The sequence below is a fragment of the Enterobacter sp. Ap-867 genome, from assembly GCF_011752855.1.
In the GTDB taxonomy this organism is placed as follows: domain Bacteria; phylum Pseudomonadota; class Gammaproteobacteria; order Enterobacterales; family Enterobacteriaceae; genus Cedecea.
In genome coordinates this window covers 1,368,633-1,389,551 of sequence record NZ_VWWS01000001.1, presented here as the reverse complement: position 1 = coordinate 1,389,551, position 20,919 = coordinate 1,368,633, and the positions used below count along the sequence as shown (strand labels likewise).

Here is a 20,919-nt window from a genome sequence, read left to right as displayed (position 1 = left end):
CTAAAAAATTCAAAATTTATTTTCACGCCACCGGGTAAGCGCCTGCGCATACGCTTCTGCCTTCGTTTTCAGCCCCGCAGCGTCGAGCTTATCGGCAGTGTAGACCACAAACGGGGTATGCCAGGTCAGGCCGCAGCGATTTGCCGTGGCCCGAAGGGGGGCTAACAGAGATTCGAGGGTAAAAAGATTACGGCCTCCGGGACGATAAGCTTCCTCCACGTTACCGGCGGTGACCGCCACATACAGCGGCGTTCCTTCCAGCTTTCGCCCCTCCTCCTCGTAATGCAGGTAGAACATCCGGGTCAGCACCGCGTCCTGCCACTGGCGCATAATGGCTGGCATGGAGTACCAGTGGATCGGGAACTGCAGCACAATGCGGTCGGCGGCAAGTAGTCGGGCCGCTTCGCGCTCGCCGTCGCGGTAAATGTCGAGCCCGTTAGGGTAAAGCGCCTGGACATCGACCACTTCAACGTGTTCAAGTTTTGCAACTTCTTGCGCCAGCGCGGCATTGGCGCTGGAACGGGACAAATCCGGATGGAAAAGTAAAATCAGGGTTTTGTTCACGGGGCGTCTCCTTGGGTTGATGAGACGATAATGGCGAGGCCCAGAAAATTACTCCAATAGATAATCAAGATAATCTATTATCTGTTGTATGAATTTAAGAACGCTGGATCTCAACCTTCTGGTGGTGCTGGACGCCCTGCTCGACGAGGCGCACGTCACCCGTGCCGCCGACAGACTTTGCCTGTCGCAATCTGCCACCTCTGCAGCCCTTGCCCGCTGTCGCGATCTTTTTCACGACGAACTGCTGGAGCGTGGCAGAGGCACCATGCGGCTGACGCCCCTTGCTCAGTCTCTTCGTGCCCCGCTGAAATCCGTGCTGGGCGGCATTACTGAACTTATCGACCCGCCGGTGATTCCCCTGCATCAAATTAAGCAGCAACTGCGGATAACCATGGCGGATTTCCCGGCGCTGTTCGTGCTGGTGCCGTTGATGCAAAAACTTCAGCAGTCGGCCCCGGGGATTGACCCCATAGTTCAGGGCTGGGCTGGCGCGGAACAGGCTGAAACAGCGTTGCTTAACGGCACCACGGATATCGCTATTTCGGTCTTTCCTCAGCCTGCCGCGGACATTCACAGCGAACTGTTGATGGGCGAGCACTATGTCGTGGCGATGCGTGAGGGACATCCTGCCGCATCCGGGTTTAGCCTTGAGCGCTGGCTCGACTGGCCGCACATTATCACGTCCGGGAAAGGGGAAAGCGTCACACCGGTGGATGTGGAACTCTCAAGGTTGGGATTACGCCGCCGCGTCGGGCTGGTATTGCCGAATTTCCAGATGGTGCCGCAGTTGCTGGCGGCCTCGGATATGCTGGCCCTGCTGCCTTCCCGGGTCATACCTTTTACTGAAGGGCTCGTCGCCTTCTCTGCCCCCGTAGAACTGCCGGGATTTTCACTGCACCTGGCCTGGCACAAACGCCGAAGCCAGGATGTGGCCCTGCAGCACGTGGCCGCGATTTTAATGGCGTTGTTGAAGTAACCCCATTTCACAACCCGGCTTCGCGCACCAGCGTTTGCAGTAATTCAGCGGCGGGCATTTCGCGGATCAGGTTCACGCCCTGTCCGGCCCAGTGCGCGCTGTAGCCCTGGTGACCGTGGCTTTTTGCAAGGCCGGCAAGCGCTTTACCAATATCGTAGGCCACCGGATAAGCCGGGACGGCATGCTGGCCGACGATTCGCCCGTGGCGGCAATAATCGTTTTCCAGGCTTCTGGCTGCCCTGCCTGAGATAGCGTGGGTCATTTCCGTCTGGTGTAATCGGCTGAATTTCAGCCGCTGCCGGTAGCCATCATCGGCGGCGGACTCTGGGCAAAGCAGAAACGCGGTCCCCAGCTGTACCGCGTCCGCCCCCGCGCTTAGCATGGCGTGAATACCGGCTCCGTCCATAATTCCGCCGGCGGCAACAACCGGCAAATCCACCTGTTTTTTCAGCAGTTGCACAAGCGCAAAGGTGCTGAGCTGTGTATCGTGAGCCTTCTCGTCGAACATCCCGCGATGCCCGCCCGCTTCAAAGCCCTGCGCCACAATAACATCCACGCCGTTCGCCTGGATCAGCAAAGCCTCTTCGGGCCGGGTGGCGGTGGCAAGCGTCACAATTCCTTTGTCACGGAAGGCCTGAACAACGTCGCGATCGGGCACGCCAAAATGGAAGCTGACCGCGGCCGGAGCCGTCTCCAGCAGCATCTCCAGCATAGCTTCGTGGCCAATAAAGCTTTGATAAATTTCGCTGAGCACTTCCGGCGGCGTGCCGCCAAATTCAGCGAACAGCGGGCGCAGGCTTTCAATCCATGCGCGTTCCAGCGCCTCATCCCGTTTGGCAGGCTGATGGCAAAACAGATTCACGCTGAACGGGCGTGAGGTTAAGGCCTGCGTTTTCAGGATGGCTGTCCTGGCCTGCACGACGTCGCTCGCGCCAATACCCAGCGATCCAAGGCCACCGGCATTACTGACCGCCGCCGCCAGTTCCGGGGTGGAGACGCCCGCCATAGGGGCCTGTATGATGGGATGGTCTATCGCGAGCAGTTGGGAAAGGCTACGAAACATGGCGCTACCTCAGGAAATGAGAGATTGAAGGCTTAACATCTTATTTGAAGATGTTAAGATCAAGATCATTATCATATTGAGAATGAAAAATATGAACCACACCACACTGCAGATGTTCAAAATCGTTGCCGAAGAACAAAGCGTGACGAAAGCAGCCCAAAGGCTCGGCCGCGTGCAGTCGAACATCACCACCCGCATTCAGCAACTGGAAGAAGATCTTGGCGTCGCGTTGTTCGTGCGCGACAGCAAGAAAATGATCCTGTCGCCGGAAGGCGAAAGTTTTCTCTCCTACACCAAAAAAATACTCAGCCTGGCGGAAGAAGCCCGACAGGCGCTGCATCCGGATAAACCTGCCGGGGCACTGAATATGGGCTCGATGGAAGCCACCGCAGTCAGCCGCCTGATGCCGGTGTTCCAGCAGTTTCACCACCGGTATCCTGATGTCGCCCTCACCTTAACCACCCAGCCGACGCAGCAGCTGCTGGAGCAGGTTCGCCACGCTTCACTGGACTGCGCGCTGGTGAGCCTGTTACCGGAAGCCGAGGGACAGGTTCACTGCCCCGTAGATCTTGAGTCCATGGACGTGTTCACCGAACGCCTGGTGTTGCTCGTGCCTGAAACCGCCAGCGGCAATCATCCTCGCCTTGCCGCTTTTCCGCGCGGATGTTCCTATCGGGCGCGCGGTGAGGCTTTGCTCAACGCACAAACTCTGGTGGAAGTGCAGGACATCAGCTCTTATCACTCGATGATCGCTTCCGTTGCCGCAGGACGCTGCAGCGGCGTGCTCCCGGAAAGCGTCGCCGCGACGCTGGCTTTGCCGGAAGGAACGCGGCAACAGTTTGTGGCCGAAGCCCTCACTCAGCTAGTCTGGCGTAAGGGCTACTGCTCCACCGCGCTTGAGGCGATGAAGCAGATTCTCGCCTCAGCCAGCAACCTTTGAACGCCCCGCTAGCACCAGCCCGCCGGCCAGCAGCAATGCGCCGGTGGCGGCAGCTAACGATCCGTTAAAACTGCCCGTTAAGCCGTACAGCTCCCCGGCAACCAACGGCCCAACAATCTGCCCGATGCCGTAAATAGCGGTCATCGCCGCGATCATATTGAAGCGTACCAGATGCGCCAGCCTCCTGGCTTCCGGTAAGGCTATCGTCACCGTGCCGGTGAACGTAAAGCCCACCAGCGCGGCGCTTAACAGGCAAAAAAGCAGCGAGTGGCTAAAGGCCGGAAGCACTACGCCCGCGGCCTGAACCAGAAGATTGGCGGCAAAAGCGCGGCGATAACCATACTTCAAGACGATTTGATGCCAGACAAAACAGGACGGTATCGCAGCCAGGCCAAAGATAGCCCAAAGCTGCACCGGATCCAGCGTACTAAGTGACCCGGAAAGAAAAAGCGGTAAATAGGTGGCCGTAATGATATACCCGAAGCCCGCCAGGCCGTAGATAGCCAGCAGTTTCCACGTCGCTTTAGCATTCTCTGCCGCCGGCTGAAGCTGACTGGAAGCCTGCCTTTGGTAGTCGATCAGATAATCCGGTGGGCTAAGCAGCAGTTTATAAACCAGCATAAACAATAGCAGCGCAGCGATCCCGCACAGCAGCCAGATTTGCTGACTGGTGTAGCCATAAGCTTTACCAAGCGCGATAAATTCCGCAGATAAAAAGATCCCCAGCCCAACCCCGGTATACAGCACCGGCGCGCCGGTATGGTGTTTCATGTGCTGCAGAAGCCACAGTGAAGCCGCAATCAGCGACACGGCGCTCAGTAGGCCGGCAACCCCCCGAACCGCTACCACCGCCCACGGCGATTTCGTCCATGCCAGCAGAAGCAGGCAGCCAATGGTTAACCCGACGGAGGCCATGTTTAACCGCCGCGCGTCGGCAGGCTTAGCTTTCGCCAGCAGTAAGGCACCAATAAGATAACCTGCGTAGTTAGCCGATGCGGCGAGGTTGCCCTGATGCAGCGACAGCAGCCCTTCTTTCAGCATCACCGGCAGAATGCCGGTATAGGAAAAACGCCCGTAGCCCATACCTATCGCCAGCACCACTGCACCCGCAAGCGCCAGCTGTAGCGCACGAATTTCCGGCCTGAAATACATTGTCATAACCCCCACCCTTTCAATCTCTAAATATGAATATTATTTTTATTTAAATCTTATTTTGAGATTAATGTCAGCAAGAGCAACAAGCAAGCGGCTTTTCTGCCGCTTTGCATTTCATCGAAAGATCACAGCTGACGCAGATCGGTTTCTATGCGCTGGATCCAGCCTTTGGCCGTCTGGGTTTGTGCCAGCAGCAGCGCAGATTGCAGCGCCATGCTGAGTTCCAGGCCATATTCTGGTTGGCCGCCGTAACGAATGTGCGCCTGAACCCGCATCAGCTCGGGCAGGTTCCAGAGTGACTGGTTGACGTCAAGCGCGGACAGCCGCTCGGCGATCATCGCTTCGGCTACCTCTGGCTGGCCTTTTTGCGCCAGCGCGGCGGCGAAATCAGACAGAAAAAGTGAATAAGCGGGATCAAAACCGTTATCCCGCAGCCGGGTAAGCATGGCGAGGATCTGCTGGGGAAGTACCGTTTCAGGCTGCTGGCGAAGCCTGCCCCAAAAGGTAAAAGCGGCCGCATAAAGCCGCCAGAAGCCCAGGCCGTGTTCCAGGGCGATGGCCTCAATCTGCGAGGCTACCTGTAGCACGCCAGCGGTATCTCCGGTGAAGGCCGCCAGCGTGCAGGTGCCTTCCGCGAGGGCCGCACACAGCGAACAGGCATGATCCAGCGCCCGGGCTTCTTCCACCGCCAGCTGCGCCGCTCTTCTGGCTTTCGCCACATCGCCAGTCACCCACAGGGCCCGCACCAGGAAAGCCCAGCCCGCCACGCGCTGATCCAGCCCAAAGCGGAAAGGCGCTCTCTGGCTGTCATCATCCACGGTGCGATCCAGCAAAGCCTGAATTTCGCTGAGCGCGGCCTGTTGCTCGCCGGAAAAATGCAGCGCGGTGCCTGCCAGGCGACGGGCGGTTAATAGCGCGCCGTAATCACCGGTTTGTGTCGCCAGTTCAGCCATTTTTTTGCCGTTCTCTGCGGCATCGGCGTAACGGCCACTGCGCAGGTGATACAGCCACAGCCCGTACTCGGACTGTAATTGCATTTCCACATCGCCAAGCGTGCTGGCAATCTCCCCGGTTCGCCGCCAGGCCTGGCCGTTTTCTTCAATGGGCCCCTGCGCCCAGCCCAGCGCCGAGCCCAGCGCGGCCTGCATTAGCATCTCTTCGCGCGGCGTGGCCTGACCATTGTGCGAATCGTTAATTGCGGCGGTAATCCGCTGGCGGCACTCGCCGTGGAGCGAAAGCTGGATCCAGAACGGCGTGGCGTTAGCGAGAATACTGCGTCCCAGCGGAGCGTTTTGACCCACACCAAAACACCAGTCTGCCGCCGCACGGAGATCGTCAATTAAATAGCCATACTGACGGCGCCACTGCGGACTGGACTCTTCGGCCCAGGCAACTTTTGCCCGCACCATGCTGTCGGCCACAAGTTGTGCATGGCGAAGAAAATACGGGGTGTTATTTGGGGCCAGCGTCCGGCGAGCGTACGTGCGCACAATGTTGAGATAGCGATACCTGGCCGGGCGCGTGCCCGCCTGCAAAACCAGCAGGGATTTCGCCACCATGCTGGCCACCACGTCGCTGACCTCTTGCTGATCTAACAATCCTTTCGCGGCGGCAAGGTCAAATTCACCGGGAAACACCGCCAGGGCATGAAACACTCGCTGTTCTTCAGCCGTAAGTAATCGATAACTCCAGTCCAGCGCCTCGGCCAGCGTTCTGTGCCGGGAAGCCGTCACTCCCGGCGTTTCCGGTAACGTCTCCCGCCCGCTCAGGTCGGCCAGCACGGCATCCGGTCCCAGATTGGCAACGCGAGCAGCCACAATTTCCAGCGCCAGCGGTACGGCATCCAGCAACCGGCAAAGCGCCAGGATCGGCCCGATATTCTCTTCGCTCAGGCGGAACGCGTAATCCACCGCTTGAATGCGCTGTACCAGAAACTCAACCGCGCTAAAACTTTGCGCCTCGCTGGCGGCCAGTTGCGCTGGCGGCAAAGTCAGCGGCCCAACGCGGTAAACCTGCTCCCCTTCAATCCCCAGCGGAGACTGGCTGGTGAGCAAAATGCTCAGTAATTCGTTTCGCTGTAGTAGATGCTCAATTTCCCTGGCGCAGGCGGCCGACAGATGCTCACAGTTATCAATCACCAGCAGCGCGGGGCGTGGCTGCGACGGCCCCGCGCCACGAATACCGGCCAGTGCCGCCCGCAAAACTGGGGCTGGATCTGATCCTGCGTTCAGGCTGGACAGGTCGGCAAAAAAGACGCCATCGGGATAAAGACTGGCGGATTCGCGAGCCACTTCCAGCAATAGCCGGGTTTTGCCGATGCCCGCCGGCCCCGCCAGCGTGCAAATAGTATGCTCGATCAGCCGTTTTCTGATTTCACCCAGTTCTTTTTCGCGCCCTATCAGCGGCGAGCGGGGACGAGGTAATGCCGTTGAAGAGGTGATGACAGGCAGGGCCGACGTGGCCGCCTGCAGTTTATTCACCGTGGCGGTAAAGCAGTAGCCCCGGCCAAACACCGTGGTAATCAAATTGCGGTCGGGACCAAAAATTTTGCGCAAAGCGGAGATTTGCGCCTGCAGATTATTCTCTTCGACGATCTCTTTTGGCCAGACGGTGGCCAGCAGCGTCTCTTTGGTCACCACCTGCCCCGCTTCGCTGACCAGCAGCCGGAGCACGGCCATTGCCCGCTCGCCCGGCTCCAGCCGAACGCCGTCCCTGAGCAGCAATCCCAAATCGGGAAACAGCTGATAGCGGCCAAAGACCACCATGTCGTCATCTCTTTCTGAGCGGAGTTGGGGCTCGTCGGCAGGCATAAGAACGGTCGCTTTTCAGGTGATTTCAGAAGTCTGAAATTCTAGGGCAAAGATTGCGGGCGGACAATCATTCAGCATCAGCACTCGTCATTCCCAGAGAGAAAAATCATGTCGGAGAATCCCCTGAGCATCACCCTGAATCGTCCGCCCGAGGCGGAAAAGAATTCGCCTTTAACCTCCAGTCTGCTGCTGATCATGGCGCTGGCCTGCGGGGTTTTCGTTGCCAATGTCTACTACAACCAGCCGCTGCTGGAACTGCTTCAGCAGGCGTTTCCGGGGCAGCTAGCGCTGGTCAGCCTTGCGCCGACGGCAACGCAGCTTGGGTTTGCCTTTGGTTTGTTCTTGCTTGTACCGCTGGGCGACAAGATTAACCGCCGCACGCTGATCCTTTGCCAGTCTGCGGGGCTGGCGGTAGCGCTGGCGTGCCTGGCCTTAGCGCCGAATGTTGTCACAATTATTATTGCCTCCGCTGCGGTGGGCGTAACCGGCTCCGTGGCCCAGCAAATAGTGCCGTTCGCCGCCGAGCTGGCTAAACCGGAACGCCGTGGACAGGTGGTCGGCACGGTAATGAGCGGCGTGTTGTGCGGCATACTGCTTGGCCGGGCCGTGGGCGGTTTTAGCGGCGATCACTGGGGCTGGCGAGCGACCTTCTGGCTCGGTGCTGTGGCAACTGCTTTCGGCTGGCTGATGCTGTTCTTTACCCTGCCGCACCACACGTCCGGTAATAAACAGAGCTACATGACCCTGATGCGCTCGCTGGTTTCTCTGTGGCGGGAAGAACCGCTGCTGCGTCGGGCGACCTGGATTCAGGCCGCGCTGTTTGGCTCGTTCATTGGCCTGTGGACCATTCTGGCCTTGCAGCTCCATGCCGCGTTTCATCTTGGCGCAGACGTCGCCGGTCTGATGGGCATTGTGGGTGCCGTAGGCATCCTGGTTGCGCCGCTTGCCGGGCGAATTGCCGACCGCCGGGGACCGTATACCGTCATCGGGCTTGGGGCGCTGGTGATGGTTATCTCGTTTGCGGTGCTGGGGCTGTGGACTTCGCTCACCGGGCTGGTGATTGGCATCATCCTGATGGATCTGGGCGAGCAGTCGGCGCTGATCTCTAACCAGCACGTGATCTATGCCCTGAGGCCGGAAGCCCGCAGCCGTATCAATACGGTCTTTATGAGCGGCATGTTTATCGGCGGCGCGCTGGGATCCTGGGGCGCGAGCCTGATGTGGCGACTCGGCGGCTGGGAACTGGCTTCGATGCTGGGCGGTGGGCTTAGCCTTATCGGGCTAATCATTCATCTGATCGGGCAGCAAAAACGCGGTTAGTGCCCCAGGCGGCGGCACGAAAATCGCCGTCGCCTGAAGCATGAGACGTTACTGAATCAGCACGCCCTGAACGAGGTTGGCCTTCACCACGGTCACCTGAGGGATTTTCAGGGCTTCCATATAGCCCTGAACCAGTAGCAGGTTGCTGACGTCCGTGGCCCGGTAATCCCCGCGCAGCTCTGAATCCCCTTTCCAGACCTGGCTGGCGGAAGATTTTTGTAGATCGGCGAGGGTGTAAACCTTTTCATTGAGCTGCTTGCTGACGGAGAAGTCATGCACCCCACCGATACCCACGACGGTACGCTTAGCCAGCGCCTGTTTCATCTCCGGGCTGACGTGAGTGGTGGCATAGAAGCGAACAAAACGCAGCACTCCGTCACGCAGGGAACCAATCGGATTTGGCGAACTGACATCATGCAAATCTTTGTTTTTCACCACGTCGATGATGTAGTTCTTCAGCGTGACGGAGGCCAGCTTGCCCTGGTAAATCTCCGGCTGCCATTTGTCGTGTTTTTGCAGCCAGGTCGTCATTTGCATCGACCCGCCGCCAATGTCCCAGACCACCATCTGGTCGTCTGGCAGCGGCACGGGCATCGAGGCTTTGGCGGACAGGAAGCCCAGCTCGGCCTCTTGTTCCTGAGTAATAATTTTTAGATTCACCGGAGCAGCACGGTTGAAGGCATCGATCGTCTGCTGGGCGTTAGACGCGCTGCGAAAAACAGCGGTAGCCACGCCGTTAAAACGGGCAGGATGATAGCGGGCGGCCTCTGCAGCTAGCTCGCGCAGCGCCGTCTGCCCCTGCTGTTGAATCGCTGGGCTGAGAGTGTTATCTGCAGATTTGGATAAATCTTCGTTAAAACCGATTGGACGCTGATCCTCGAACAACACTTTGTTGATGCGCTGCTGGCAGGTATCCACTTTGGCGACCACCAGCTTGGTGGTGCCGGAGCCCATGTCGATGCCCGCCCTGGTCTCTTCACAGCCAGCTGCGTGGGCCGCAACGCTCACGCCGGGTAATGCCGCTACCACCATCAGGGAAAAAAAATTGCGTCGAAATATTTTTGTCATATTGAGTATCCAGTGTCGATCCATTAAAAAGCTTTTGATAACGTAGCTTTAATATTCGGTAAAACACTTTTTAACAATACCTGCTGATTTTGTTAGAAAAAGTCACTGCATTGTTCAGTGCAGAGGCCGGCAGGTATCAATGGCGTTAATGATAAAAGCAAGGGTAAGGACATAAAAATGAAGAAAAGTTTATTGGGTGGCGCGGTAGCGCTGGTGCTGGTTAGCCTGACTGGTTGTGCAAATCAGCAGCAGGCGGCGGATCAAAAACTGGCGAGCCAGGCGGTGATGGCGGTGGACTGGTTCCAGCAATCCGGCGAATACCGCGCGCTGGCGTACCAGTCGTTTAACAGCGCTCGCGCCGCGTGGGATCAATCCGCTAAACAGGGTAACGCTAAGCGGGCCGTTATCGTCGATCTGGATGAAACCATGCTCGACAATAGCGCCTACAGCGCGTGGCAGGCCAAAAATAACAAAGCGTTTGACGACAAAACCTGGTCCCAGTGGACTCAGGCTCGCCAGGCGCTGGCCGTCCCGGGCGCGGTGGATTTTGCTAACTACGTGAACAGCCACGGCGGCACGATGTTCTATGTGTCCAACCGCGACAGCAAAGACTTTGACGCCACCGTCGCCAACATGAAAGCTCTGGGCTTTACCGGCGTGAGCGACAAAACCGTGCGCCTGAAAACCGACAGCTCCAACAAGCAGGCCCGTTTCGATGCGATCAAAGCCGAAGGCTATGACGTAGTGATGTACATCGGCGACAACCTGAATGACTTTGGCAAAGCGACTTACCACAAGGATCAGTCCCAACGTCAGCAGTTTGCCAGCGATAACCGCGGCAAGTTTGGCACCCAGTTCATTGTGCTGCCGAACCCAATGTACGGCGACTGGGAAGGTGCTTTAGCGCCAAATTACTACAAGCTGAATACTGCCCAGCAGGCCGAAGTGCGCGAAAACGCACTGCGTACCTGGTCCGGGAAATAAGTTTTCTGGCAACCCCACCCATGCGGTGGGGTTTTTAGAGTGATAGTTAAAGGATGAAACACATTTACTTTATCTATAATCCAGTAGGTAAAGAGCTTGATTTTGGCGACTACTTTTCATATCCGTATAAATTAATCCTGCCCGAGAGATACTCGCCCAAATAGACTTCGCTAATTTTATTAAAGCCTTGCTTGATAACTTCATTTTCTAACCAGGCGTTGTCCTTGTTAAGGATTTCGAGCAAATCATGGTTAGCTAAACCATCAACTATAATTGGGTAGCGTATATTCTCATCACCACTTTGTATAATGGTTAATTGCCCATTCTGCTCGAGAACTACTCGCTTCAATTGTTCTATTTCATAAATGCTATTCGCCCTTAACTTGAACATCAAATCATTCGCAGAAACACCATTGCGTAAACACTCCTTAACATTGACACTGCCATTATGTACCAGGGTGATTGGCTTGCCATCAATAATCCTTTTAACTAACCGATTATTTTCTTTTAAAAACTTAAGGACAAAGACGAGGAAGGTCCATATAATTAACACCAAAACAAACTGCAGTACTGTTATCGATTCATTATAAATTACGCCACCGATAATCCCCCCGAGCACATAGTTTTGAACCTGATCCATTGCGGATGAAGGCGCCAGATTGCCCTTCCCCATGAGATTTATTTGAATAATCAGACACAGTATCCCCAAGCCCAATTTTATCATGATCGGCGTATAAATTATCATTTCTGTTCCTCAGTTTTTTATGATTTCTATGCCTGGGTTTACTAACGACACCTCAACTAAACTATATGTTTTTTGATCCGGACTTAAATTGACTCGATAGTAAAGATCATTAATTTTAATGATGATGCCATCCGAGAGCTGTACTGAGTTTGAAAATATAGAATCCATACCCACTTCTTTTTCTTTTGATAGCAATTTAACAAAACTCACCATTTGTGATGATTGAGAGTGTATATTTTGACTGTCAGTATAATCTGCATACTGAACACCCGAAATGAAGAGTAAAAATAAAAATACTATAATTGTTAGATCTCGATATTTAGTTTGTAAGCGATGACGCATGTACAGGCTAAAAAAAACGATCAGGATAAATAAAGTACTAAATATAATGATGTATTTTAAATAATCATTAATATTAGACTGCGTTTGTAGATATTCAATGCCATAAAATCTCATATAGTTATAATCCCTAACCCTTAAGACCCCGTTTTTTATTATAGTAACACATTGGCATTTCCCGCCCTAACGGCCGCGATCCGGGCTTTCTCCTCCCTGCCAGTTCACCCCTATCCCCCTTGCTGCTTTCCATGTTGAAAACCTCTTGATCGACATTTAGTCCAGATATAGATTATTTGTCTAAATCTGACCGCGCTTGAGAGGATACATGGCCCCGAACATTACGCTGCGCAATATCGAACAGGTTCCTGCCCCCGTGGGGCACTATTCCCATACCGCCACTGCAGGTGGTTTGGTGTTTATTTCCGGTCAGCTTCCCGTGGCGGCGGACGGCACGCCTCGCTGCGAAGCGCCCTTCGAAGAACAGGCTCAACTGGTGCTGCAGAATATTGAATCTTGCCTGGCCTGCGCGGGCGTGACAAAACAACATCTTGTCTCCGTAAGGGTGTACATCACTGATATCAACCTCTGGCCGCTGTTTAACAGCATTTATGCGGCGTGGATCGGTCAGCATCGCCCTTCTCGCGCGGTGGCCGGCGTGGCACAGCTCCATTACGGCGCGGCGCTCGAAATTGAAGCCGTGGCGCTCTCTGAATAAGACAACCGTTTAAAGGTGGCAAAATGAGTGAATTAGTTCTCCCTGTTTATGAAGATGTGGTCGCGGCGGCTCAGCGCATTGCAGGCCATGCCAACCGCACCCCGGTCATGACGTCCCGTACCGTGAATGAAGAGTTTGGTGCCGAAGTCTTTTTCAAGTGCGAAAACTACCAGCGAATGGGGGCGTTTAAGTTCCGTGGGGCCATGAACGCTCTCGCTCAGTTTACGCCGGAGCAAAAAAAAGCTGGCGTGGTGGCCTTCTCCTCCGGGAACCACGCCCAGGCGATTGCGCTCTCCGCAAGGCTGCTGGGGATCCCGGCCACCATCGTGATGCCGGAAGATGCCCCGGCGGCTAAAATTGCCGCCACGCGCGAATACGGCGGCAAAGTCATTCTCTATAACCGCTACACCGAAGACCGCCAGCAAATCGGCAAAGATCTGGCTGACAAATATGGCCTGACGCTGATCCCGCCTTACGATCACCCGCACGTCATTGCCGGCCAGGGCACCGCGGCGAAAGAGCTGTTCGACGAAGTTGGCGAGCTGGACGCGCTGTTTGTCTGCCTGGGCGGCGGCGGGTTGATTTCCGGCTGTTCGCTGGCGGCGCGCCATCTTTCCCCCAACTGCAAAGTCTACGGCGTGGAACCGGAAGCCGGGAACGATGCCCAGCAGTCACTCCGGCATCGACAAATTGTGCGGATTGATACGCCCAAAACCATCGCCGACGGCGCACAAACCACCTTCCTCGGGGACTACACCTTCCAGATGATTTGCCAGAACGTGGACGACATTTTCACCGCCACTGATGAAGAGCTGATCGATTCGATGAAGTTTTTCGCCGAGCGGATGAAAATGGTGGTCGAGCCGACGGGCTGCCTTGGCTTTGCCGCCGCGCGCGGAATGAAAGAGAGCCTGCGCGGGAAGCGAATCGGGATTATCATCAGCGGCGGCAACGTCGATATCAGCCGCTACGCTGAGTACCTCGCCGGCCCGCGTTAATTAACAGGAGAAATAGAGTGTCAAAATCAGAAAACAGTGCCCTGCTCGACCAGCTCGAAAACATCGCCCAGGGGTTGAGTGAAACCTTCGCGCCTTTTTGCGAAGTGGTGGTGCACGACCTGACGCAGCCCGAGCACTCTATTCTCTCCATCCACAACAACCTGTCTGGCCGCGAGGTTGGCCAGGGCGCCACGGAAATGGGGCTGGCGCGCATCGCCTCCCCTGATTTCCCGACGGTGATCGCCAATTATGCCAACCAGTTTGCCGACGGACGCCCGGTGAAAAGCACCTCTATTGGGCTGAAAGATGACGCCGGGAACTATGTCGCCGCCCTTTGCCTCAACCTGGATATGACCTTGTTCAGAGGGATGCAAAGCGCACTCGCCCGCTTCACCGACACCAGCCCCGGCCCGGTGGAAGAACATATTGAACCCGCAGGTTCCGAAGCCATCCGGCTGAGAATCGATCGTTATGCGGCTGGCATAGCCACCACGCCGCGCGCGCTGAAAACTTCAGAAAGAATTGAGCTGTTGCAGACGCTAAAAAAAGAAGGATTACTGGATATCCGTAAGTCGATGGAGACCGTGGCGCAGCATCTGGGCGTTTCCCGCGCATCGGTTTATTTGTATGCAAAACAACAGCCGTCCGTTGACGACACGGCATAATTCAACCGCAGTATTTTTTGTCAGGGTAAACAGATGGGTTCTTTGAAGTGGCTGATAGCACCTCTATTTCAGGAGCCACAGCGCTCCGGTTCTTTGTTTCATCTCTTCACCGGGCTGCCGGTTGCGGCACTTCTTCTCAGCGTCAGCGGCTGCAGTTCCGCCAGTAATAACGCTTCATCTTCCCTGAAGCTGGATCGCCAGCTCAATGAGCAGATTGTGATGTTGCCCGTGCAAATAGAGGGTAAAACCGTTGAGCTGGAAACCACGCTGTATAAGCCTTCGGGTAATGGGCCTTTTCCCCTGCTGTTGATGAACCACGGTAAAAATCCGGGCAATGCGCGCACGCAGCCGCGTTCCCGTCACCTGGAGATTGCCTCAGTATTTGTTCATCGGGGATTTGCGGTCGCGATTCCGATGCGGGAAGGTTTTGCGGCCTCCGGCGGCGACTACCCGAAAGACGGATGCGATGTGCGTCGTCACGCGTTTGATGAAGCAGATGGCGTGGCTGCCGCCCTCAAGGAACTGGTCAAACTGCCCTACGTTGACCGTTCACGCATTGTGATTGCCGGCCAGTCTGACGGCGGGCTGGTGACTATGGCGCTGAGTACGCATCCACTCCCCGGCGTGCTGGGCGCGATTAATTTCTCGGGCGGTCTGCGCCAGCCAAAATGTGAAGGCTGGCAGCAAAATCTGGTACGCACCTATGGCGCGATAGGTAAACAGGCTCGCTACCCGTCGGTTTGGTTCTATGGCGATAACGACCAGCTCTGGCCGCAGCCGATGCCGGAGCAAATGTTTAATGCCTACACCCGCAACGCGGAGGGCGACGCCGGGCATGCCCGAATGATCGATATCGGCACCTTCGGCAAAAACTCCCACGACTTTGCCGACAGCAAAGCGGGCGTCAAGCTCTGGTATCCGCAGGTTAAAGCCTTTGTTCAGTCGCTGGGAATGCCGTTCGAACCCCTGTCGAAATAGCTAAGCAGCCGGGCCATTTTACTCTGAGGTGAGGTGTGCCCGGTGACGCTGTTGTCAAACCAGCTGCCATCCGCCTCCGGATGTGGGCCGGTCAATACCACTTTTCCTCTGCCATAGCGGTAAGCGGCGATAGCCACGTCGCCGTTGCTGTACCAGGCCACGGGCGTAAAGCCGCTGCTTTTCGTGCCGGGATTAAAATAAGGGCCGTCCTGATAATAAAAAGGCTCTTTTTTATTCCCCCAGCGGATATTCAGCGTGTAGTCACCTTCATCCGCCACGCCGGACTCAGGCCGACCGACCTCAGACTCAAGGGGGTTGTCGATAAGCCCTATCCAGTCTTTGTCCGCCAGATAAGCCCCCATGCACAAGCCAAGATAACCTTTCCCGCGTCTCACAAACTCTCTGATAGCCCGCGCGCCATCATCACCAATGGCATCATACGCAGCCGGAATATCCTGCCCGCCGCCAGGTTGCACATAGAGATCAAATTTACTCAAGTTCTGGCCGGTCAGCTTTAGCTTTTCTTTTTCACCGATGTAGGAAATAACAATGTTTTTCCTGGTATTTTGCAGGGATTTCGCCACCATTTCGGAACATTCATCGCAGCCGGCAGCTCCCCGGTATATGGCAATATTTAAGGGGCCGCCGTTGGCTGCATGCGTAGCGAATGGGGATAATAAAAAAGCGCAAAACGCTAAGCGAAATACGTTCAGACCTTGGGGGAAGTTCATCCGGGGATCCTGTCTCAAAAGCACATTAGAGGAAGTCAGTATGGATCCCGAAGCCTTTTAAAAACCAGTCAAATCGCGGCGAGGTTTAGCAGGTGTTTAAGCCTTCCCTTCGGGAGGAAACCGCGAGCTGTAAATCCCCTTCAGCCAGTCGATAAACACCCTCACCCGCGGCGAAAGCTGCCGGTTTTGCGTGTACACCGCGGATACCGCGATGGCCGGACTTTGCCAGTCAGGCATCACTTCTACCAGCCGACCTTCGCTCAGTGGCTGTTCAACGTGGTAGCGCGGGAGCTGAACCAGCCCGCAGCCGCGTAGCGCACAGATCACGTAATTCTCAGCTTCGTTGACCGTCACCCAGCCTTTCGGCGAATAAGCCCGGCGCTCGTTATCGATAATGAATTCAAAAGGGTAATTCAGGCCGCCTGTCGTCGAGAAAAAGTTCACGCACTGGTGCTGGTCAAGATCGTCCGGGTGTGCAGGCACGCCAAACGCCGCCAGATAATCCGGGCTGGCGCATACCACCTGCGGGAGATCCGCCAGATGACGGGCGACCAGCGAAGAGTCCTGTAATTTACCGGCACGCACCACGCAATCTATCCCCTCGCGGATTAAATCCACCAGCCTGTCGCCGCTGCTTATAATCAGTTCGATATCCGGATAACGGCGATGAAACTCGTCCAGGCGCGGCAGGACGATGTGCGAGGCATGCGTTCCCTGCAGGTCAATACGCAGGATACCGCGAGGCCGGGCCACAACCGGGCGCAGCGCGGCTTCGGCATCATTCAGCTCCGCAAGAATGTACACACAGCGCTGGTAGTACGCTTTCCCATCCTGAGAGGCTCGCACATGCCGGGTGGTGCGCTCCAGCAAGCGGCAGCCCAGTTGGCTCTCCAGCTCTTTAATCGCATTGCTTGCCGTGGCCCTCGGGATACCAAGCTGGTCGGCGGCCTGGCTGAAACTGCCCAGCTCAACAATGCGGGTGAACAGCTGCAAAGTGTCAAATTTATCCATCTGCTATTGTTAACCAAAACGGAATTATCTAATCAAATTAGCACCATTTATCCCGAAATCAAAAACATTAACAATGCACCCACGCCCACTCGGGGCGATTCACTCACCGCATCTGGAGAACAACATGACGACTGCAAAGAAAACTGCCCTGGTGACCGGCGCTTCCCGTGGAATTGGCCGGGCAATTGCCGAAAGACTGGCCCGCGACGGCTTCACCGTCGTCGTGAACTACGCCGGAAATAAAGCCAGCGCCGATGAAACGGTCCAGGCGATTAAAAACAACGGCGGGAACGCCGTGGCGATTCAGGCCGATGTCTCTTCGGAAAGCGATGTCACCCGTCTGTTTGCTGAAGCGAAAGCTCTCCACAACCAGCTGGATGTGGTGGTGCACAGCGCGGGGATTATGCCGATGGTGAAAATTACTCCAGCAGGCCTGGCCGAGTTCGACAAAATCATCAATACAAATCTGCGGGGGGCGTTTATGGTGCTGGCCAACGCCGCAGAGTCTCTGCAGGATGGCGGCCGCATTATCGCCCTTTCAACCAGCGTTATTGCCAAATCATTCCCGGCCTATGGCCCCTACATCGCCTCCAAAGCCGGGGTTGAAGGCCTGGTGCACGTCCTCGCCAACGAACTGCGTGGCCGTAATATCACCGTCAACGCCGTTGCACCGGGGCCAACCGGCACCGATCTGTTCCTGAACGGAAAAACCGAAGAGCAAATTCAGGCCATCGCCAGCCTCGCCCCGCTGGGGCGCATCGGCACGCCAGAGGAAATCGCCAGTATTGTGGCGACATTGGCTGGCCCGGACGGCAGCTGGGTGAATTCTCAGGTGATCCGCGTTAACGGCGGCTTTGCATAAGACTGGCGACCAACAGGAGACAAACATGCAGCAAATTATACTGATAACCGGCGCATCCAGCGGCTTTGGTGCCTTATCCGCGCGCGCCCTCGCCCATGCCGGGCACACCGTTTATGCCAGTATGCGCGATATTTCAGGTCGCAATGCTCCCCAGGTTGAAAGCCTGCAAGAGTATTCGCGGCAACACGGCGTGGATCTTCGCGCCATTGAGCTGGACGTGCAGTCCGAGGCTTCTGCGGAGGCGGCAGTCGCGCATATCATCGCGGAGCAAGGCCGGCTGGACGTCGTGGTGCACAATGCCGGGCATATGTCCTTCGGCCCTGCCGAGGCGTTTCTGCCGGAGCAGTTCAGCCAGCTATTCGACATTAACGTGCTGGGCACCCAGCGGGTTAATCGGGCGGCACTGCCTTATCTGCGTCAGCAGAGAAAAGGTTTGTTGCTGTGGGTCGGAAGTAGCAGCACTCGGGGCGGTACTCCGCCTTATCTGGCACCCTATTTTGCCGCCAAAGCCGCGATGGACGCCGTGGCCGTCAGCTATGCCGCCGAACTGAGCCGCTGGGGTATTGAAAGCTCGATTCTGGTGCCGGGGGCTTTTACCAAAGGCACCAATCACTTCCTGCATTCCGGCAAGCCTGCGGACAGCGAACGTGAGCTGGCCTGGACCCAAACTGGCCCAACCGCTGGACTGGAAGATGAAGCGCTGAAAGGCCTGGCGGCCTGTGAGCCAGAGGATACCGATGTTGCCGATGTCGCGGCGGCGATGGTGGATATTGTGAATGCGCCGTATGGCAAACGCCCGTTCCGCGTGCACGTTGATCCCTCTGATGACGGGGCCGAAGTGGTCAACGCCGTGGCCGACCGTATCCGCAAGGAGTTTTTGCAGCGTATTGGTTTAGGCGACCTGCTTACTCCCCGGCAGTAAATCCCCAGCCTGCGGCTTATCTCGCAAAGTTAAGCCGCAGGCCATTTCCAGGAGTGTTTTATGCGAACATTGTTATTTCTGCTGAGCGGTTTTTTGCTCGCCAGCGGCTGTTACCTGCTTATCCGCCTGTTCAGCCCGGACTACCCGCCGGCTCAGGCAATTATCGCCCGAGGCTTTGCGGTACTGTGGTGCCTGATTGCGGCGGTAAATATGCTGATCGGCGTAATTAAAGTAGGCTATGGCTGGGGCGAAGAACTGACCATTTTTGTCGTTATTTTCGCCCTGCCGGTGGTGCCGCTTTTGTGGATTGTTGAGCACTAATAGGGGGGCGGCCCATTCCTCGTTAAGCCTATTGCTTAGGCAAAAATTGCCCGGCTGCTTTGAGCGAGATGCTGACGTTAAAGGCCGCTAAAGTGAAGAGTGACTAACCCTGTGTTTTAAGTTCGAAGGGTTCAGATATTGCCCACCGGGAAGCAAAATGTTCCTGATACTGAGACACGATGTGAGGCATATTTTTAATAACGATGACATTCTCGCTGTTATCGTACTCTGCTGATTTTGCATAATTAAATGAACCTGTTTCTACAGTTGAACCATCAACAATCATCATCTTATCGTGCTGAATATGGTAATGCCCATCAATGCGCAGCTCCACTCCATGGCGAGTAATGTCGCGCATTGCCGCCAGTGATGTACTGCCTCTATTTCGACGTTTATCGATAACGACTTGTACTCTAACGCCTCGCTGTTGGGCTGCATCTAGTGCAGCAGCAATATCGTGGGCCTGAAATGCATATGCAACCATTTCGATAGAGGAGTGCGCTGAATTGATGGTATTTAGCACGAGCTGTTGTGCGCTACCTTCCGGAGAAAATCCCACCTCTATTGAAGGGGCTGCAGAAGCTGAACCAGTAATAATGAGCAGTAAAAAGGCCAATTGTTTCATAGCGGCTGTTCCAAATGAGTCCTCGATAACGTTCAGGAGTCCTCATTACCGGGTCTACTGCTGCAGGAATGAGGACATCGATAATACTCCTGACGTCCGCATTTGGCACGGAGCGGACAGCCTTGCTCGGTTTTGCCTGAGAACGTCAACCCACCAGCCCGCTAACAAAGTCCAGAAATGCCCGTGTTTTCGCCGGCACATGATGCCGGGAGGGGTAATACGCATAGAGCGGGAATCGATGATCTGACCATTCGGGAAACAGCGGCACCAGCCGCCCAGAAGCGATGTATTCCTCACTGCCCAGCTCGAATATTTGCACAACGCCCAGCCCCGCAAGACAGGTACTGAATGCGGTTTCCGCATCATTCACCGTTAACAGGCCGCGCGGCTGGATCATCAGTTTCTTTTTCCCCTGATGAAATTCCCAACTGAAAGGCTTCCCCGTCAGCGGCTCGCGGAACAATACGCAGCGGTGCGGCTCCTGCTCCAGTTCCTGCGGTGTTTCAGGCCGCCCAAAACGCTGCACGTATTCAGGCGAGGCCATGGCAAATACCCGCGTGTCGAACAGCTTTCTGGCTATCAGCGATGAGGACTGAGGGTGACCAAAGCGCAGCGCCAGATCGAAGCCGTCAGAAATAAGGTCCCCCAGTTCGTCCCGGCTGCGCAGCTCGATTTCAAGCTCAGGGTGCTTATCCATAAACGCGCCGAGGCGTGGCCCTAAAACCTGGCTGGCAAACAGCGGATCAACATTCACCCTCAGTCTGCCGCGAATGCTCTGCCCGTCCCCTGCCGCGCCGCCGGTGACTTCGGCCAGGGCGCCAATCAGCGGCATAACCTGCTCGTAGAACGCCCGCCCCTCATCGGTCAGCCGCACTGAACGCGTGGTGCGGTCAAACACGCGAATACCGAGCCGCTTTTCCAGGCGTGCAATCGCCCGGCTGACACCCGACTGCGACATATCGAGCATTTCGGCGGCAGCGCCAAAGCTTAGCGTATCCACTACCGCCGCCATCACGTCCACACCTTCCAGCAGTTGCGAACTAAATGCTCTCATTATTGATTCTCAGTCATAGGTGATATGCCTTTCATGCTATCGCATTCTGACCTGTACGACGCCACAATTTGCT

The 20,919-nt window shown here is 55.9% G+C and carries 22 protein-coding genes; 11 read left to right on the top strand and 11 right to left on the bottom strand.

The genetic code is table 11. The annotated features are described in order from the left end of the window. Nucleotides 1-9 precede the first annotated feature (9 nt). A complete protein-coding gene (locus tag F3J26_RS06525) occupies nucleotides 10-564 on the bottom strand; it encodes an NAD(P)H-dependent oxidoreductase (protein ID WP_166992481.1) in 555 nt (184 codons plus the stop codon). Between the two features lie 88 nt (nucleotides 565-652). Here F3J26_RS06525 and F3J26_RS06520 point away from each other — a divergent pair, with 88 nt between their 5' ends. Beyond that, nucleotides 653-1,540 carry a LysR substrate-binding domain-containing protein gene (locus F3J26_RS06520; RefSeq protein WP_166992479.1) on the top strand — a complete coding sequence of 296 codons (888 nt, stop codon included), beginning with the start codon at nucleotides 653-655 and terminating at the stop codon, nucleotides 1,538-1,540. A 7-nt stretch (nucleotides 1,541-1,547) separates the two neighbouring features. Here F3J26_RS06520 and F3J26_RS06515 read toward each other — a convergent pair whose 3' ends face one another. Continuing rightward, nucleotides 1,548-2,603: an NAD(P)H-dependent flavin oxidoreductase gene (locus tag F3J26_RS06515; protein WP_166992477.1), complete on the bottom strand. Its 1,056-nt coding sequence runs from the start codon at nucleotides 2,601-2,603 to the stop codon at nucleotides 1,548-1,550. 91 nt (nucleotides 2,604-2,694) lie between these two features. On the opposite strand from F3J26_RS06515, the gene F3J26_RS06510 reads away from it, so the two are divergent. Continuing rightward, nucleotides 2,695-3,543 carry a LysR family transcriptional regulator gene (locus F3J26_RS06510; protein WP_166992475.1) on the top strand — a complete coding sequence of 283 codons (849 nt, stop codon included), beginning with the start codon at nucleotides 2,695-2,697 and terminating at the stop codon, nucleotides 3,541-3,543. Here F3J26_RS06510 and F3J26_RS06505 read toward each other — a convergent pair. Together F3J26_RS06505 and F3J26_RS06500 are read right to left on the bottom strand one after the other, a co-directional pair. After that, nucleotides 3,526-4,701 (bottom strand): YbfB/YjiJ family MFS transporter, encoded by a 1,176-nt coding sequence (locus F3J26_RS06505; RefSeq protein ID WP_166992473.1) that lies wholly within the window; start codon nucleotides 4,699-4,701, stop codon nucleotides 3,526-3,528. The two genes, F3J26_RS06510 and F3J26_RS06505, sit on opposite strands and share 18 nt — an antisense overlap. A 122-nt stretch (nucleotides 4,702-4,823) precedes the next feature. Further along, complete coding sequence (locus F3J26_RS06500) at nucleotides 4,824-7,508, bottom strand: ATP-binding protein (protein ID WP_166992471.1); 2,685 nt, start codon at nucleotides 7,506-7,508, stop codon at nucleotides 4,824-4,826. Between the two features lie 108 nt (nucleotides 7,509-7,616). On the opposite strand from F3J26_RS06500, the gene F3J26_RS06495 reads away from it, so the two are divergent. Next, nucleotides 7,617-8,828 carry an MFS transporter gene (locus F3J26_RS06495; RefSeq protein WP_008458940.1) on the top strand — a complete coding sequence of 404 codons (1,212 nt, stop codon included), beginning with the start codon at nucleotides 7,617-7,619 and terminating at the stop codon, nucleotides 8,826-8,828. 48 nt (nucleotides 8,829-8,876) lie between these two features. Here F3J26_RS06495 and F3J26_RS06490 read toward each other — a convergent pair whose 3' ends face one another. After that, entirely contained in the window at nucleotides 8,877-9,896 is a 1,020-nt protein-coding gene (locus F3J26_RS06490; protein WP_008458937.1) for a Ppx/GppA phosphatase family protein, read from the bottom strand. Between the two features lie 177 nt (nucleotides 9,897-10,073). Between F3J26_RS06490 and F3J26_RS06485 the strand changes: the two genes are divergently transcribed. Next, a complete protein-coding gene (locus F3J26_RS06485) occupies nucleotides 10,074-10,880 on the top strand; it encodes a 5'-nucleotidase, lipoprotein e(P4) family (RefSeq protein ID WP_166992469.1) in 807 nt (268 codons plus the stop codon). Nucleotides 10,881-10,989: 109 nt separating this feature from the next. Here F3J26_RS06485 and F3J26_RS06480 read toward each other — a convergent pair whose 3' ends face one another. Together F3J26_RS06480 and F3J26_RS06475 are read right to left on the bottom strand one after the other, a co-directional pair. After that, on the bottom strand, nucleotides 10,990-11,625 hold the full coding sequence (locus tag F3J26_RS06480) for a YetF domain-containing protein (RefSeq protein WP_166992467.1): 636 nt from the start codon (nucleotides 11,623-11,625) through the stop codon (nucleotides 10,990-10,992). Nucleotides 11,626-11,634: 9 nt separating this feature from the next. Beyond that, nucleotides 11,635-12,081, bottom strand: a complete 447-nt coding sequence (locus tag F3J26_RS06475; protein WP_008458932.1) for a DUF3290 domain-containing protein — start codon at nucleotides 12,079-12,081, stop codon at nucleotides 11,635-11,637. Nucleotides 12,082-12,289: 208 nt separating this feature from the next. Here F3J26_RS06475 and F3J26_RS06470 point away from each other — a divergent pair, with 208 nt between their 5' ends. The 4 genes from F3J26_RS06470 to F3J26_RS06455 are packed head-to-tail and all read left to right on the top strand — an operon-like array spanning nucleotide 12,290 to nucleotide 15,320. Continuing rightward, entirely contained in the window at nucleotides 12,290-12,679 is a 390-nt protein-coding gene (locus F3J26_RS06470; RefSeq protein ID WP_008458929.1) for a RidA family protein, read from the top strand. Nucleotides 12,680-12,702: 23 nt separating this feature from the next. After that, a complete protein-coding gene (locus F3J26_RS06465) occupies nucleotides 12,703-13,677 on the top strand; it encodes a threo-3-hydroxy-L-aspartate ammonia-lyase (RefSeq protein WP_166873833.1) in 975 nt (324 codons plus the stop codon). Between the two features lie 17 nt (nucleotides 13,678-13,694). Continuing rightward, nucleotides 13,695-14,342: a helix-turn-helix transcriptional regulator gene (locus F3J26_RS06460; protein ID WP_166992465.1), complete on the top strand. Its 648-nt coding sequence runs from the start codon at nucleotides 13,695-13,697 to the stop codon at nucleotides 14,340-14,342. A 33-nt stretch (nucleotides 14,343-14,375) separates the two neighbouring features. After that, nucleotides 14,376-15,320, top strand: coding sequence for a dienelactone hydrolase family protein (locus F3J26_RS06455; protein WP_166992463.1), 945 nt, complete (start codon nucleotides 14,376-14,378; stop codon nucleotides 15,318-15,320). Here the strand turns inward: F3J26_RS06455 and F3J26_RS06450 are convergent. Both F3J26_RS06450 and F3J26_RS06445 read right to left on the bottom strand, forming a co-directional pair. Next, nucleotides 15,281-16,051 carry a BPL-N domain-containing protein gene (locus tag F3J26_RS06450; protein ID WP_166992460.1) on the bottom strand — a complete coding sequence of 257 codons (771 nt, stop codon included), beginning with the start codon at nucleotides 16,049-16,051 and terminating at the stop codon, nucleotides 15,281-15,283. The two genes, F3J26_RS06455 and F3J26_RS06450, sit on opposite strands and share 40 nt — an antisense overlap. Nucleotides 16,052-16,147: 96 nt before the next feature. Beyond that, nucleotides 16,148-17,062 carry a LysR family transcriptional regulator gene (locus F3J26_RS06445; RefSeq protein WP_166992458.1) on the bottom strand — a complete coding sequence of 305 codons (915 nt, stop codon included), beginning with the start codon at nucleotides 17,060-17,062 and terminating at the stop codon, nucleotides 16,148-16,150. Between the two features lie 124 nt (nucleotides 17,063-17,186). On the opposite strand from F3J26_RS06445, the gene F3J26_RS06440 reads away from it, so the two are divergent. Genes F3J26_RS06440 through F3J26_RS06430 form a run of 3 tightly spaced genes read left to right on the top strand, consistent with a single transcriptional unit; the run spans nucleotide 17,187 to nucleotide 19,167 of the window. Beyond that, on the top strand, nucleotides 17,187-17,924 hold the full coding sequence (locus F3J26_RS06440) for an SDR family oxidoreductase (RefSeq protein WP_008458914.1): 738 nt from the start codon (nucleotides 17,187-17,189) through the stop codon (nucleotides 17,922-17,924). A gap of 25 nt (nucleotides 17,925-17,949) precedes the next feature. Then, on the top strand, nucleotides 17,950-18,846 hold the full coding sequence (locus F3J26_RS06435; protein WP_166992456.1) for an SDR family oxidoreductase: 897 nt from the start codon (nucleotides 17,950-17,952) through the stop codon (nucleotides 18,844-18,846). A 60-nt stretch (nucleotides 18,847-18,906) separates the two neighbouring features. Next, entirely contained in the window at nucleotides 18,907-19,167 is a 261-nt protein-coding gene (locus F3J26_RS06430) for a hypothetical protein (protein ID WP_166992454.1), read from the top strand. A gap of 103 nt (nucleotides 19,168-19,270) precedes the next feature. On the opposite strand, the gene F3J26_RS06425 is transcribed toward F3J26_RS06430, so the two are convergent. Then, the gene (locus F3J26_RS06425; protein WP_166992452.1) at nucleotides 19,271-19,792 is read right to left on the bottom strand and encodes a phospholipase D-like domain-containing protein; all 522 of its coding nucleotides are present in this window, start codon (nucleotides 19,790-19,792) and stop codon (nucleotides 19,271-19,273) included. Between the two features lie 145 nt (nucleotides 19,793-19,937). Then, nucleotides 19,938-20,846, bottom strand: coding sequence for a LysR substrate-binding domain-containing protein (locus F3J26_RS06420; protein WP_166992450.1), 909 nt, complete (start codon nucleotides 20,844-20,846; stop codon nucleotides 19,938-19,940). Between the last annotated feature and the right edge of the window lie 73 nt (nucleotides 20,847-20,919).